The sequence below is a fragment of the Amycolatopsis rhizosphaerae genome, assembly GCF_007713715.1.
GTDB classification, from domain to species: domain Bacteria; phylum Actinomycetota; class Actinomycetes; order Mycobacteriales; family Pseudonocardiaceae; genus Amycolatopsis_E; species Amycolatopsis_E rhizosphaerae.
Genome location: NZ_VJWX01000160.1, coordinates 1 through 13,858 on the forward strand (window position 1 = coordinate 1; position 13,858 = coordinate 13,858).

Consider the following 13,858-nt stretch of genomic DNA (forward strand, 5'->3'; position numbering starts at 1 on the left):
CCCTTCGACCCGGTGCCGGGTATCGCGACGGCCGGACCGCGCGAACCGGGCGCGGACACGGCGTCACGCCCGGGGTCGAGGTGGTTCGAGCCGGTCAGCAGCGCGTGCGGCGCGCGGGTGAGCGCGGCGGCCTTGTACAGCTGGATCCAGTAGAACCGCTGTGCGGTCTTGTCCGGGACGGAGACCAGGCTGCGGGTGTAGAACTCCTGCCACCACCGGAGGTGCCGTCCCACCATCTCCGCGTAGTCCGCGTCCCGGACCGCCGCGACGTCCCCGGCTCGGGGTGAGGCCACAAGCAACCGGGCCGTACCGCTGCGCCGTTCCCGCCATGGCCCCTTCGGCAGGCCGGTTTCCGTGGTGAACGCGGCAGCCTCCTCGCCGCCCGTGGTGTGCAGGCGCGCCAGGAGGACGTCGTGGCCCCGCGGCACCAGTACCGACAACGCGACGGTTCCCCGCGTGGTCGTCACCGTCCCGGTGAGTTCGGCCGTCCACGGATCCACTTCCCACACCGCTGTCGTGGGAGTACCCGCCAGCACGAGGTCGAGTCTGCCTGAGGGCGTCTCGAGCGGTTCGCCCGCCGCGCCGAAGGCGAACGAGAGCGCCCCGGCCCGCCCACCGAAGTGGACCTGCGCGGTCAGCGAACCGTTGCCCAGAAACGGAGCGTCCTGCCAGCCGGTGGGCAGCCCGTGCCACTCCATCCGGGCATCGCGCACGACGCGTTCGTGCACCCCCGCTTCCGGGCCCGGCGCCGCCGACGCGTTCGCCGACCCGGCGGTACCCCACGCCAGCGCGGTCCCGGTCACCACCGAGCCCCCGAGGAAGGTTCTCCTCCGCACGCGCCTGGAAAGATCATCGGATCGCTCCGTCACATCTGCACCCCCAGACTGCCACCTTCTCGCCCAGCACGGGAATTCCGGCGGGCACGCGGCGGCTTCACCGCACCCCGGCTCGGACGCTAGCAGCCGTTTCTTTTTACTGTCAACGCTTCACGGCCCGACACCGGGCACCGACCTCGGAGTTTCGCCGAGCACTGAAAATGCTGGCCGGGGGCCCGGTGCCGGGTTAGCGTCTTGGTTGGCTTCGTCCCGGTCGTACGCCTTAACCGGGACGCGACTGGATGATCGCCGTTCATTGATTCGTGGGGTTTCTGCATCATGGTCGAAAAAATCGTGATCGTCGGTGGCGGAACCGCGGGCTGGATGACCGCGGCCTACCTGAGAAAGGCCTTCACCGACCGTATTTCCATCACGCTGGTCGAATCGGGCAAGGTCGGCACGATCGGTGTCGGCGAGGCGACCTTCAGTGACATCCGGCACTTCTTCGAATTCCTCGATCTGCCCGAAACCGAATGGATGCCCGCCTGCAACGCGACCTACAAACTCGCGGTGCGATTCCAGAACTGGCGCGAACCCGGTCACCATTTCTACCACCCCTTCGAGCAGCTGCGTTCGGTGGACGGGTTCCCGCTGACCGACTGGTGGCTGCAATCCGGTCACTCCGACCGGTTCGACAAGGACTGTTTCGTGATGGCGTCGCTGTGCGACGCGGAGCGGAGCCCGCGCTACCTCGACGGCGGACTGCTCGACGGGCCGTTCCGCGAGGGTACCGAGGAGCCGGTCGGCCTCACGATGTCGGAGCACCAGGGTAAGACCCAGTTCCCGTACGCCTACCACTTCGAGGCGGCACTGCTGGCGAAGTTCCTCACCGGGTACGCCAAGGACCGCGGGGTGCGGCACGTCGTCGACGACGTGCTGGAGGTGCCGCAGGACGAGCGTGGCTGGATCAGCGGCGTCCGCACGGCGGAACACGGTGTGCTGGAAGGCGATCTGTTCATCGACTGCACCGGTTTCCGCGGTCTGCTGCTCAACCAGGCCCTCGGCGAACCGTTCATCTCCTACCAGGACACCCTGCCGAACGACAGCGCCGTGGCCCTGCAGGTGCCGTTGGACATGCGGGCGCGGGGCATTCGTCCGTGCACCACCGCGACCGCGCAGGACAACGGCTGGATCTGGACGATCCCGTTGTTCGGCCGGATCGGCACCGGCTACGTCTACGCCCGCGACTACTGCGAGCCCGAGGAGGCCGAGCGCACGCTGCGGGCGTTCGTCGGCCCGGAGGCCGCCGGCGTCGAGGCGAACCACATCCGCATGCGGATCGGCCGCAGCCGCAACTCCTGGGTGCGCAACTGCGTGGCCATCGGGCTGTCCAGCGGGTTCGTCGAGCCGCTGGAGTCCACCGGGATCTTCTTCATCCACCACGCGATCGAACGGCTGGTGAAGCATTTCCCCGGCAACGACTGGAATCCCGCGCAGCGCGAACTGTACAACGAAGCGGTGGGGCACGTCATGGACGGAGTACGGGAGTTCCTGGTCCTGCACTACGTGAGCGCGGCGCGTGAGAACACCCAATACTGGAAGGACACCAAAACCCGGAAGATCCCGGACGGGCTCGCCGAGCGTCTCGAACGGTGGCGGGTGCAGCTGCCCGACAGCGAGACGATCTACCCGTACTACCACGGGCTTCCGCCGTATTCGTACATGTGCGTCCTGCTCGGCATGGGTGGCATCAAGCTGACTCCCTCCCCCGCGCTGCGGCTGGCCGACGACACGGCCGCGCACAAGGAGTTCGAGCAGATCAGGGACAAGGCGAAGTGTCTGGTGGAAACCCTGCCGTCGCAGTACGAGTACTTCGCCGCGACGCGCTCCTGAACCCGGCGAAGCGGCGAAAGGACGGCACATGAGCGTTCCCGAAGTTCTGCTGCGCGGTGCGCACCTCGCGGCGGCCACGGCCGTCGTGTTCGTGATCGCGGGCAAGACGGTGGGCGGGTACTTCGGCGCCCGGCTCGGCGGGCTGCCGCGGCGGGAGGCGGCGCGGATCGGGACCCTGATGAACACCCGGGGCGGCGGGGCGGGTGCGCGATGACCGAGTCCGTCACCGAGTCCGTCACCGAATCCGCGGCGGGAATCCAGGACGGGTTCCGCGCGCTGATGCGGGACTTCCCGACCGGCGTCGCGGTCATCACCACCACCGACGGCTCCGGCACCCCGCACGGTATGACCTGCTCCTCGCTGTGCAGCGTCACCCTCGATCCCCCGACGCTGCTGGTCTGCCTGCGTGAGGGCAGCCCGACACTGGCCGCGATCCTGTCCGCCGGCTCGTTCGCGGTGAACCTTGTCCACAGTGGATCGTGTGCTGTCGCGCGGTTGTTCGCCTCCGGGAGGCCGAACCGGTTCGACCTGGTGCAGTGGGAACCCGCCGAAGGCGGGCCCCACCTGACCCGCGACGCGCACGCGATCGCCGACTGCCGGTTGAGCGGCACACGCCCGCACGGTGACCACGTCGTCGTGTTCGGCCAGGCCCTGCGGGTCACCATCGGCCCCCCTGGCCACCCACCGCTGCTCTACGGCCGGTGCCGGTACGCCGCGTGGCCCGAACCGTGAGCCTCACTCCATCCGGCCGCCGAGCAGCGCCACGCCAAGCGGGGTCACCGTGTGCACCACGGTGTTGCGGACCCGCCGGGTGGTGACCAGTCCACTGTGGCGCAGGACGGCGGCGTGCTGGCTGGCCCCGGCCATCGAGATGCCGAGCAGATCAGCGAGCCTGCTGGTGGTGCACGATTCCCGCAGCGCCCGCAGGGCCGCCGCCCTCGTCTGGCCCACCAGCATGCCGAGTGCCTGAGTGCTGTCGTCGGGATCGTCCCACAGCGCGACCCGCTGGTGGGAGTCGAGCGGGATGCCGAACACCAGCGCGGGCTGCGCGGCCCCGATCAGCCTGCCCGGGCTGTCGGCAAGGAAGATCGAGGGGCTGAGCACCAGCCCCTGTCCGTCGAGCCGGAAATCCCCCGACGGATCGCCCGGGATCTCCAGCACCGGGGGCTTCCAGGAGATCCGCGGATGCAGTGTGGTGAACAGACGCTCCACCCCGCCGGTCATCTCGATGCGGCCCCGCGCGTCCACATCGGACTCCAGATGGCTCAGTATCCTGTTCCAGTACGGGGCGACCGCGACCCGCCACACCTCGAACAACCGGGTGAGCGCCACGTGGGGCGCGTGTTCCGGTGCCGGTTTCATCATCCGCACGAAGAACTCGTCCGCGTCCTCGGACTGGTCCACCAGCCGCAGCAGGTCCTCGGTCACTTCGGCGTACCCGTCGGAACGGGCACGAACGACGTCCAGCATCCCGTGCTCCCGCAACCGGGCCGTCACCTGTCTTCGCCACGCCGGATACCCGCCCGGCCCACCTGGTCTGCCCAGCAAACCGAGCGCGAACACCGTCTCGGCGACGGGTCCGACCGTGGCCTTCAACCGGATCCGGGCGAGATCGTCCGCCGTGAAATGTATTCTCCGCAAGACACCCCCTCGTGTCCACAACCGTCAGAACGACGGCCTTGCGGCGGCCATCACGGCCGGAGCGGCCGCCGGGTCGATCCCGGCGCAGTGGGTGCCCCGCGGTGGCACCTTCCCGGAAATCAGGTAGGCATCCGCCGCACCGACGACACACGCGCTGTTCCTGAAGTACACCCCGTGACCCCAGCCGTCGTAGCGGAGCAGGACGGCGCCGCTCTGCCGCGAAGCGGTTTCCGCCCACTCGTACGGGGTTTCCGGGTCGTAGCGGCTGTTGAGCATCAGCAGCGGCGGAGCGCCGTGGACCGAAAGCGGACGCGGTGGATTCCGGACCCGCGCCGGCCAGCCGACGCACCCGGTGACCGACTTCCAGCCTATCGGCGAGAGTTTCGTGTCCGGCTCGGCGAAGTCCAGCGCCTGGCGGTAGAAGTCCAGTTCGGCCACGTCGTGCACGGGAAGACGCCAGTCCTCGCAGAACACCCCCGGTACCGAATCGGGAACCGGCACGTCGCCCGCTCCCCGCGCGGTCTCCCCTTGCGGCAGCGTCTTTTCCTGATACGCCTTTTCCTGATACGCCTTTCCCGGGTACAGCGCCGCCATCATTTCGGCCAGCCGTGCCCAGTCCGGCTCGGCGAGGGTGCTGTAGGCACCGCCGAGCAGTTGCATCTGGGTGATCTTCGTGTTGCTCGACGGATCGACCAGTTCACCGCGCCCGGCCTTCGCGTACAGATCGGCGAAGACGGCGTGGACGTCCTGTCCGTGCAGCGCGCAGGACGGCGTGCGCGCGCACCAGTCCGCGAACTGGTCGAAGTTCTCCTGCAGCGACGTGGTTTCGCTGCGCAGGAACTCCCACGCGGTGGTGATGCTGTGGTCCATGTTGCTGTCCAGCACCATCGCCCGGACCCGGTCGGGATAGGCCTCCGCGTACTGCTGCCCCATCAACGTCCCGTAGGAGATTCCGTAGTAGGTCAGCTTCCGCTCACCGAGCGCGGCGCGGATCGCGTCCATGTCGCGCACGACGCTGCGCGTGTCGAGGAAGTCGAACAGTGGCCCGGTCAACCTCCGGCAGCTCTCCCCCAGCGCCCTGTTGTGCTCGGCGAGCAAGCGGAACTCCGCCGGGGTCGCCGGGACTTCCGGATAGGGCGCCGTCTCCTCCGCCTGGCCGCACAGCACCTGGTGGCTCCCGCCCACCCCGCGCGGGTCGAAGCCGACCGTGTCGAAGCGGCGGGTGATCTCCGGCGACAACGTCCAGCCCGACTTGACCGCGGCCACCCCGGACCCGCCGGGCCCGCCGGGATCCATCAGCAGCGAGCCGATCCGTGCCGCCGGATCCGACGCCTTCCGCCGGGCCAGCGCGATCTCGATCTTCGCGCCCGAGGGTGCCGACCAGTCGATCGGCACGCTCACCGTGCCGCACTCCACCCCCGCCGCGTCCGGGCAGGGTTTCCAGTCCACCGTCCCCGTTTCCGGCGTTGCCGCGGCGACCGCCGCGCCCGGCAGCGGGGTCATGACGGCCAGGAACAAAGCCATCCCCAGTTTCAGACAGGCACGCATCGACATACCTTTCCCCAGTTCGCCGTCATTGTTACAGAAGACGACGGCGTACGCACCGTTTCACCGGAAGTCGGCGGGCGATACCTCCGATCGGGCCAACTCGTCCGGCGCATTCCTTGCCACGACCGCAAGTCCCGTGTCCAGAATGCCCGGTTGGGCTGTCCGGCAACGCTTTCACGACGCCCGGGCGGACCACCGTTTTCACCAACGGAAAGTCCACCGCCGGAAAGAGGCCGTTCTCCTGTTCCGATTCGCCCGTCTCGCGGTAGAGTCGCCGGAGAGCACGAGAAACACCGGGGCCGAAATCATCACGAGGTACTGCCTTCGGGCCCCGCGCGCCGGGCCGGTTCGCCGAGCCCGCGCCGCGCGGCGGCGTGGCGTATCCGGAGCGGAGGAAATCATGGGGGGGACAGGGGTGTGGCTGGTGGGCGCCCGCGGTTCGGTCGCCACCACCGCGATCGCCGGCGCGGCCGCGATCCGCGCGGGCGGCGCGCCACCCACGGGCTGCGTCGCCGAACTGCCGGACTTCACCGGCGCCGGGCTGCCGCCCCTGTCCGACCTCGTCTTCGGCGGGCACGACGTCGTGGACACGCCCCTGCGCAAACGGGCCGAGCAGCTGGTACGGGCGGGGGTTCTCCCGGCGTCGACGGTACGGCTCGTGGCGGACGACCTGGAGTCCGCCGAAGCCGAGCTGCGCGTGGCCGATCCGGATGCCGGGAACACCGGGCCGCAGGCAGGGACGATTGCCCGCATCGTCGACGACCTCATCGATTTCGGTATCCGCAATGGACTCGAACGGACCGTCGTGGTCAATGTCGCTTCCACCGAGCCGCCGTGCACCCCGCATCCGGCGCACCGGGACCTCGACGCGCTCGACACCGCGTTGCGTGGTCCGGGCCCTGTCCTGCCGCCCAGTTCCGTCTACGCGTACGCGGCGTTTCGCGCGGGTTGCGGTTTCGTGGACTTCACGCCCTCCACCGGTGCGAGGCTGCCGGCACTCCACGAACTGGCTCTGCGAACAAGGCAGCCGTACGCGGGCCGCGACGGGAAAACCGGCGAAACCCTTCTGCGTTCGGTGCTCGCGCCGATGTTCGCCCGGCGCGGGCTGGACGTCCTCTCGTGGTCGGGCACCAACCTGCTCGGCGGGGGCGACGGCGCCACGCTCGCCGACCCGCGCGCCGCCGCGAGCAAGAACGCGTCGAAACAGCGTGTGCTGGAAAGGAATCTGGGCGGCCCGGTCGACGGGCAGGTGCACATCGACTACGTACCGGCGCTCGGCGAGTGGAAGACCGCGTGGGACCACGTGCTGTTCGAAGGGTTCCTCGGTGCGCGGATGAGCCTCCAGCTGACCTGGCAGGGTTGCGATTCCGCGCTCGCCGCACCGCTCGTACTCGACCTCGCGCGGTTCACCGCCAAGGCCTGCCGGGCCGGTGCCCGCGGCCCGGTCCCCGAACTCGGGTTCTTCTTCAAGGATCCGGTGGGCGACGTCCCGCACGACCTCGCCACCCAGTACGTGCTGCTGCGTGACTGGGCACAGCGATGAGGGCGCTGGCCGAACTGGTACGTGCCCCGGCCGCGCTGACGGTGCCCGGTGACACGCTGGCCGGCGCCGCCGCGGCGGGCTGGCCGTTCAGGCGCCGCACCCTGCCCCTTGCCGCCGCCTCGGTGTGCCTGTACTGGGCGGGCATGGCACTCAACGACTACGCCGACCGCGGCACCGACGCCGTCGAACGGCCCGGGCGGCCCATTCCCTCCGGACGGGTATCCCCCGCCACCGCGCTCGCCCTCGCGACGGGGCTGACCTTCGGAGGGCTCGGGATCGCGGCCGCCGGCGGCGGACGCCGCGCCCTGCGGATCGCGGTCCCGCTGGCGGCGACCGTGTGGTCGTACGACCTCGTCCTGAAGGCGACCCCGCTGGGCCCGGTCGCCATGGCTGCCGCCCGCGGGCTGGACGTGCTGCTCGGCGCGGGCGGTGCCCGGGCCGCTGTTCGCCCGGCCTGCACCGTCGGCGCGCACACCCTCGCTGTGTCAGTGCTTTCCCGGTCCGAAGTGGACGGTGCGAGGCCGGTGGTGCCCGCCGCGGCGATGGCGGCGACCGCGGGGGTGACCCTGGCCGCCCGAGGCGCCGGGAAGGTGGCCCCGGTGCTGGTGGGCGCCTACGCGCTGACGACGGGAAAGGCACAGTTCGACGCCGTCCGGGATCCCGCCGCCCACCGCGTCCGGCACGCGGTCGGCAGCGGGATCCACGGCATGATCCCGCTGCAGGCCGGGCTCATCGCCCGCACCGGCGCCTGGCGCACGGCGCTGGCCGTCGCCGCGGCGTACCCGCTGGCCCGGTTCCTGGGCAGGAAGGTCTCGCCCACATGACGTTCCGCTTCGGCTACGGCACCAACGGGTTCGCCAACCACCGGCTCGGCGACGCGCTGCGGGTGCTGGCGGATCTCGGCTACCATGGCGTCGCACTGACCCTCGACCACCAGCACCTCGATCCCTTCGGCGCGGACCTGCCGCGCCGTGTGGCGGCCGTCGCCGCGGACCTGGACCGGCTCGGCCTCGCCGTGGTCGTCGAGACCGGTGCGCGGTACCTGCTGGACCCGTGGCACAAGCACGCGCCGACCCTGCTCGGCCCCGGCCGTGAACGCCGGATCTCCTTCCTCCGTCGCGCCGTCGAGATCGCGGCCGAGCTCGGCGCGGAGGCGGTGTCGTTCTGGAGTGGCGTGAAACCGGACGACCTGCCCGGCGCGACGGCGTGGGACCGCCTCACCGCCGGGTGCGCGGCCGTCCTGGAAACGGCCGAGCGGCACGGTGTCCGCCTCGGATTCGAGCCCGAACCCGGCATGCTGGTGTCCGATTTGGACGGATACGAGACGTTGGCCGCGCGGCTCGGCGAGCCCGAACGCTTCGGACTGACCCTCGACATCGGGCACTGCCGCTGCAACGAGTACGCGCCGGTCCCCGACTGCGTGCGCCGGGCCGCGCCCCGGCTGGTGAACGTCCAGATCGACGACATGCGCCGGGGCGTGCACGAGCATCTCGAGTTCGGTGCCGGGGAGATCGACTTCCCGCCGGTGCTCGACGCACTCGGCAGCGTCGGTTACCGCGGTCTGGTGTCGGTCGAACTCCCGCGCGACAGCCATGCGGCACCGGCAATCGCGCGGGAGTCGCTCGCCTTCCTCAGACAGGCGGCGGGAATCGAGGCCCCGGCGTGACCCCCGACCGGTTGCGCGCCGCGCTCCACATCGCGCTGTCCCCGGCGGGCGCCGCCTGGCTCACCGCCTCACTCGACCGCGTGGCCCGCGACGGGACGGCGATCCGCACGCTGTTCCCCGCCGCCGGCCGGCATTGCGGCCGCGGTCCGCTGGGAGCCGGCTCCCCCGCTTTCCCGGAGTGGACGGTCGACGACGGGGCCCGGGTTCTGCTGCTCACCACCGCGACCGGCGTGGCGAGCGAGCTGGCCGACCTCTACCACCACGGTTCCGCGGCGGAGCAGCGCGCCGTCCTGCGTGGACTGTCCTGTTCGGACTTCGGTGATCGTGGGCTTCCCCTGGTAACGGAAGCGTTGCGCAGCAACGACCCACGGCTGGTCGCCACCGCGATGGGCCCGTACGCAGCTTCGTGGCTGGAGGACTCCGCCTACCGGCACGGCGTGCTGAAGTGCGTGTTCATGGGCATCCCGCTGGACGCGGTCGCCGGGCTCGACGAGCACACCGACGACGAACTGATTCGCATGATGCGCTCGTTCGCGCTCGAACGCACCGCCGCGGGACGGCCGGTGCCCGCCGATCTGCTCGCCCGCCTTCCCGACCTCCACCGACAGGACAGCTGATGCGTGTCTTCGATCCGCACATCCACATGAGCTCGCGCACCACGGCGGACTACCGCGCGATGCGCGAGGCCGGGGTCCGCGCGCTCGTCGAACCGGCTTTCTGGACCGGGCAGCCCCGCACGACCGTCGGCAGCTTCGTCGACTACTTCGCCTCTCTGGTCGGCTGGGAACCGTTCCGCGCGAGCCGGTTCGGCATCCGGCACCACTGCACGATCGCACTCAACCCCAAGGAAGCCAACGATCCGCGTTGTACGCCCGTGCTCGAGATCCTGCCCCGGTACCTGGAAAAGGACGGTGTGGTCGCCGTCGGGGAAATCGGCTACGACTCGATGACCCCCGAGGAGGACGAGGCGTTCTCCGCCCAGCTCGCGCTGGCGATCGACCATGACCTCCCCGCGCTGGTGCACACCCCGCACCGGGACAAGGCCGCCGGAACCGCGCGCAGCATCGCGGTGATCGGGGAATCCGGTCTCGCGCCGGAGCGGGTGGTCCTCGACCACCTCAACGAGGTCACCGTGCGGATGGCCAAGGACTCCGGGTGCTGGATGGGTTTCTCGATCTACCCCGACACCAAGATGGACGAGGGCCGCATGGTCGCCGTCCTCCGCGAGTACGGCACCGAGAAGGTGCTGGTGAATTCGGCGGCGGACTGGGGCGAAAGCGACCCGCTCACCACCGTGCGCACCGGTGAGGCGATGCTCGCCGCGGGATTCACCGCCGACGACGTCGACCGCGTGCTGTGGCGCAACCCGGTCGAGTTCTACGGGCAGAGCAAGCGTCTCGACCTGTCCGAGGTGGACATCGAAACCGGGGAATACGCCGGGAACTCCGTGCTCCGCGGCGAGCGGAAGGAGTGACGAGTGCGGTTCCGCCACCGCGACGGGACCCTCGTCCACGTCGCCTACTGCACCAACGTCCACGCCGCCGAAGACCTCGACGGCGTGCTCGCACAGCTGGCCCGCTTCGGTGAACCGGTCCGGGAGAAGCTGGGCGCAGACCGGCTCGGTCTCGGCCTGTGGCTGGCCAGGCCGGTCGCGTCCGCACTGTCCGCCGATCCCGCGGCGCTGCCCCGGCTGCGCGCGGAACTGGCCGCCCGCGGCCTGGAAGTCGTCACCCTCAACGGGTTTCCCTACCGTGGTTTCCATGAGCCGGTGGTCAAGCACAGCGTCTACCACCCGCACTGGGCCACGGCGGAACGCGCGCGGTACACGATGGACCTGGCGCGGGTGCTGACCGCACTGTTGCCCGAGGACGCCGCGCGGGGCAGCGTGTCCACGCTGCCGCTCACCTGGCGCACCGACTGGTCCCCCGAGATCCGCGACACGGTGCGCGAACGCCTCGACCGGCTCGGCGCCGAGCTGGCCGGACTCGCCCGCGAGACGGGCAAGCCGGTCCGGGTGGGGTTCGAACCCGAACCCGGCTGCGTCGTCGAGACCACGGCGCAGGCGGTGGAACACCTCGCGCACCACGACACGGACTGGCTGGGGCTGTGCCTGGACACCTGCCACCTGGCGGTGGCCTTCGAGCAGCCCGGCGAGGCGCTGGCCCGGCTGGCGGACGCGGAACTCGGCATCGTCAAGGTCCAGGTTTCCTGCGCCCTCCAGGCCGACGATCCGTCCGATCCGGACACCCGGCACGCGCTGGCGTCCTTCGCGGAACCCCGGTTCCTGCACCAGTGCGTCGAGGGCGGCCCGCCGGGGACCGACGATCTCGGCGACGCGCTCACCGGCCTTCCCGGTGCCGCGCCGTGGCGGATCCACTTCCACATCCCGGTGCACGCCGATCCCGTGCCACCGCTGCGCTCCACCCGGCCGCAGCTGTCCGCGACACTGGCCGGGCTGTTCGGCGGCGCCTGCGCGCGCACCGATCACGTCGAGGTCGAGACCTACACCTGGCAGGTCCTGCCCGACGCACCGGCGGGCGACAGCGACCTGATCGCGGGGCTGGCGGCCGAACTCGACTGGACACGGCGCGAACTGCTCGCGCTCGGCCTGGCGGAGGAGCCCTGATGAGCCTGCTCGTCCTCGACGTCGTCGGCCTGACCCCGCGGCTGCTGCCGCACATGCCGAACCTGCGCCGGATGGCCGAACCGGGGTTCACCGCGACGCTGGACACGGTGTTCCCGGCGCTCACCTGCCCGGTCCAGTCGAGCTTCCTCACCGGGCTTTCCCCGGCGGGACACGGGATCGTCGGCAACGGCTGGTACTTCCGGGAGCTCGGCGAGGTGCTCCTCTGGCGGCAGCACAACGCGCTCGTCCACGGTGACAAGCTGTGGGACGCCGCGAGGCGCGACCGGCCCGGTTACCGCGTCGCGAACGTGTGCTGGTGGTACGCGATGGGCGCGGCCACCGACCTGACCGTGACCCCGCGCCCGGTCTACCACGCCGACGGCCGGAAGCAGCCGGACTGCTACACCCGCCCACCGGAGCTGCACGACCGGCTGACCGGCGAGTTCGGCGACTTCCCGCTGTTCACCTACTGGGGACCGACCGCCTCGCTGACGTCGTCGCGCTGGATCATCGGCGTGGCGCGGCGGATCCTGACCACGGACGTCCCGGATCTCACCCTGGTCTACGTGCCCCATCTGGACTACGACCTCCAGCGTTCCGGCCCCGACGGCCCGGAAGCCGTCGCCGCGGCGCGGGCGGTCGACCTCGCACTACGGCCGCTGCTCGAAGCCGCCGCGGTCGGCGGGCACACGGTCGTCGCGCTGTCGGAGTACGGAATCACCCCGGCGCGACGGCCCGTGGACGTCAACCGCGCCCTTCGCCGCGAAGGACTGCTGAACGTGCACACCCAGGCCGGGATGGAGTACCTGGACCCGTGGACCTCGCGGGCGTTCGCCGTGGCCGACCACCAGATCGCCCACGTCTACGTCCGGGATCCCGGTGATGTGCCGAGGGCGCGGAAGATCGTCGGCGAGCTGTCCGGTGTGGACACCGTGCTCGACAGGGCGGGACAGGAGGCACTCGGCGTCGCCCACGAGCGGGCGGGCGAACTGACCGCGATCGCGGAACCCGGCGCGTGGTTCACCTACTACTACTGGCTCGATGACGACCGCGCGCCGGATTTCGCGCGCACGGTGGAGATCCACCGCAAACCCGGATACGACCCCGCGGAGCTGTTCTTCGACCCGGCCGACCCGCTGGTGAAGCTCCGCGCCGCCACCGCGCTGGCCCGCAAGAAGCTCGGACTGCGGTACGCGATGCGCGTGGTCCCGCTGGACCCGTCACCGGTGCGCGGCAGCCACGGCCGCCTGCCGGATTCCGCCGAGGACGGTCCCGTGCTGCTCTGCTCGGACCCGCGACCGGCCCGCGACCGGATCCACGCCACCGAGGTCAAGGCACTGCTGCTGTCCCTGTCCTGACGACGCCGGAGCGTGCGGCCAACGCCAGTGGTTCGCCCGCGCCCCGAACGACGTGGTCCCATCGGACGTGGCGTGCGGGATTCTCGCCGACTCACCCGCAGACGAGACTTCGACCGAGGATGCTTCGTGGGTCGTAGCGGCGACGCGTGCCGGTGAGTGAGGTGGCGTGGTGGGTCTGCCAGTCGTGCTGGGTGAAGGGGATGGTGCCTATGGGGTAGGCGGTGCCGCCGAGGGCCTTGGCTTTGTCGTACCAGTCGCGGTTGGTGGCGATCAGGCGCTCAAGGGAGAGTGGGTCGTCGGGCGGGGTGTAGCGCAGTGCCGCGATGAGGAAGATGACCTCGGTTCGGGGAGTGGAGAGCAGCGGGGTGGTCAGCGGTTGGGTGTGGATCGGGTACACGAGCAGCAGGCCCGGGGCCCCGAGGTCGGCGGGGGTGAGATCGGTGAGGATGTGCTCGAGGAAGTCGTCGGTGGCGGTGCCGGGCAGGAACAGGTTGGCCCAGGGGTGGGGGTGCCACCATTCGCCGGTCTCCTGGAGGTAGGTGACGCCGCGGTCGAGCCTGTTGGCGAAGTCCCAGTAGGTGAGGTCCTGAACTTCCTGGCTGCCGTGGCCGAGCCCGTCCAGCAGGACGTGGTCGTCGGGGTGTTGTGGCGGGGTGTAGTAGGTGGCTGCTTCGAGCATGTACTGCCAGCCGGTTTCGCTGGGGAGGATTTGGCCTTGCAGGTAGTCGAATCTTCCTTCCCGGAGTAGTTGCCGTTGCCGGGCAGTGA

General features: G+C 70.5%; 12 protein-coding genes and 2 pseudogenes. 10 read left to right on the forward strand and 4 right to left on the reverse strand.

Annotation, left to right across the window (positions count from 1 at the left end; all coding sequences use genetic code 11):
• Positions 1–836, reverse strand: a pseudogene (locus FNH05_RS17300) (hypothetical protein); the annotation flags it as partial.
• A 318-nt stretch (positions 837–1,154) separates the two neighbouring features.
• Here FNH05_RS17300 and FNH05_RS17305 point away from each other — a divergent pair.
• From FNH05_RS17305 to FNH05_RS17315, 3 genes are read left to right on the forward strand one after another with little or no spacing between them, the layout of a single operon-like run.
• The gene (locus FNH05_RS17305; protein ID WP_144589627.1) at positions 1,155–2,708 is read left to right on the forward strand and encodes a tryptophan halogenase family protein; all 1,554 of its coding nucleotides are present in this window, start codon (positions 1,155–1,157) and stop codon (positions 2,706–2,708) included.
• Between the two features lie 28 nt (positions 2,709–2,736).
• Positions 2,737–2,922: a hypothetical protein gene (locus FNH05_RS17310; RefSeq protein ID WP_144589629.1), complete on the forward strand. Its 186-nt coding sequence runs from the start codon at positions 2,737–2,739 to the stop codon at positions 2,920–2,922.
• Positions 2,919–3,440, forward strand: coding sequence for a flavin reductase family protein (locus FNH05_RS17315; protein ID WP_186382589.1), 522 nt, complete (start codon positions 2,919–2,921; stop codon positions 3,438–3,440). The genes FNH05_RS17310 and FNH05_RS17315 overlap by 4 nt, the downstream gene beginning before the upstream one ends.
• Before the next feature lie 3 nt (positions 3,441–3,443).
• On the opposite strand, the gene FNH05_RS17320 is transcribed toward FNH05_RS17315, so the two are convergent.
• The gene (locus tag FNH05_RS17320; protein ID WP_144589630.1) at positions 3,444–4,349 is read right to left on the reverse strand and encodes an ArsR/SmtB family transcription factor; all 906 of its coding nucleotides are present in this window, start codon (positions 4,347–4,349) and stop codon (positions 3,444–3,446) included.
• A gap of 24 nt (positions 4,350–4,373) precedes the next feature.
• On the reverse strand, positions 4,374–5,897 hold the full coding sequence (locus tag FNH05_RS17325) for an alpha/beta hydrolase (RefSeq protein ID WP_246127790.1): 1,524 nt from the start codon (positions 5,895–5,897) through the stop codon (positions 4,374–4,376).
• A 400-nt stretch (positions 5,898–6,297) separates the two neighbouring features.
• Here FNH05_RS17325 and FNH05_RS17330 point away from each other — a divergent pair, with 400 nt between their 5' ends.
• Genes FNH05_RS17330 through FNH05_RS17360 form a run of 7 tightly spaced genes read left to right on the forward strand, consistent with a single transcriptional unit; the run spans position 6,298 to position 13,090 of the window.
• Positions 6,298–7,440, forward strand: coding sequence for an inositol-3-phosphate synthase (locus FNH05_RS17330; protein ID WP_144589632.1), 1,143 nt, complete (start codon positions 6,298–6,300; stop codon positions 7,438–7,440).
• Positions 7,437–8,264 (forward strand): SCO3242 family prenyltransferase, encoded by an 828-nt coding sequence (locus tag FNH05_RS17335; RefSeq protein ID WP_144589634.1) that lies wholly within the window; start codon positions 7,437–7,439, stop codon positions 8,262–8,264. The genes FNH05_RS17330 and FNH05_RS17335 overlap by 4 nt, the downstream gene beginning before the upstream one ends.
• On the forward strand, positions 8,261–9,106 hold the full coding sequence (locus FNH05_RS17340) for a sugar phosphate isomerase/epimerase family protein (protein ID WP_144589636.1): 846 nt from the start codon (positions 8,261–8,263) through the stop codon (positions 9,104–9,106). Before FNH05_RS17335 ends, FNH05_RS17340 begins: the two co-directional genes overlap by 4 nt.
• Positions 9,103–9,723, forward strand: coding sequence for an EboA domain-containing protein (locus tag FNH05_RS17345; protein WP_186382590.1), 621 nt, complete (start codon positions 9,103–9,105; stop codon positions 9,721–9,723). The genes FNH05_RS17340 and FNH05_RS17345 overlap by 4 nt, the downstream gene beginning before the upstream one ends.
• On the forward strand, positions 9,723–10,580 hold the full coding sequence (locus FNH05_RS17350; protein WP_144589638.1) for a TatD family hydrolase: 858 nt from the start codon (positions 9,723–9,725) through the stop codon (positions 10,578–10,580). Before FNH05_RS17345 ends, FNH05_RS17350 begins: the two co-directional genes overlap by 1 nt.
• A 3-nt stretch (positions 10,581–10,583) precedes the next feature.
• Entirely contained in the window at positions 10,584–11,732 is a 1,149-nt protein-coding gene (gene eboE, locus FNH05_RS17355) for a metabolite traffic protein EboE (protein ID WP_144589640.1), read from the forward strand.
• A complete protein-coding gene (locus FNH05_RS17360) occupies positions 11,732–13,090 on the forward strand; it encodes an alkaline phosphatase family protein (RefSeq protein WP_144589642.1) in 1,359 nt (452 codons plus the stop codon). The genes eboE and FNH05_RS17360 overlap by 1 nt, the downstream gene beginning before the upstream one ends.
• Positions 13,091–13,181: 91 nt before the next feature.
• Here FNH05_RS17360 and FNH05_RS17365 read toward each other — a convergent pair.
• Positions 13,182–13,858 (reverse strand): annotated as a pseudogene (locus FNH05_RS17365) (FAD-binding protein); the annotation flags it as partial.

Bases quoted from the DNA above. Each gene is read 5' to 3' on its own strand.
- FNH05_RS17310 (WP_144589629.1), top strand. From the start codon at position 2,737: ATGAGCGTTCCCGAAGTTCTGCTGCGCGGTGCGCACCTCGCGGCGGCC.
- FNH05_RS17305 (WP_144589627.1), top strand. From the start codon at position 1,155: ATGGTCGAAAAAATCGTGATCGTCGGTGGCGGAACCGCGGGCTGGATG.
- FNH05_RS17330 (WP_144589632.1), top strand. From the start codon at position 6,298: ATGGGGGGGACAGGGGTGTGGCTGGTGGGCGCCCGCGGTTCGGTCGCC.
- FNH05_RS17315 (WP_186382589.1), top strand. From the start codon at position 2,919: ATGACCGAGTCCGTCACCGAGTCCGTCACCGAATCCGCGGCGGGAATC.
- FNH05_RS17335 (WP_144589634.1), top strand. From the start codon at position 7,437: ATGAGGGCGCTGGCCGAACTGGTACGTGCCCCGGCCGCGCTGACGGTG.
- FNH05_RS17360 (WP_144589642.1), top strand. From the start codon at position 11,732: ATGAGCCTGCTCGTCCTCGACGTCGTCGGCCTGACCCCGCGGCTGCTG.
- FNH05_RS17350 (WP_144589638.1), top strand. From the start codon at position 9,723: ATGCGTGTCTTCGATCCGCACATCCACATGAGCTCGCGCACCACGGCG.
- FNH05_RS17340 (WP_144589636.1), top strand. From the start codon at position 8,261: ATGACGTTCCGCTTCGGCTACGGCACCAACGGGTTCGCCAACCACCGG.
- FNH05_RS17325 (WP_246127790.1), bottom strand. From the start codon at position 5,897: ATGCGTGCCTGTCTGAAACTGGGGATGGCTTTGTTCCTGGCCGTCATG.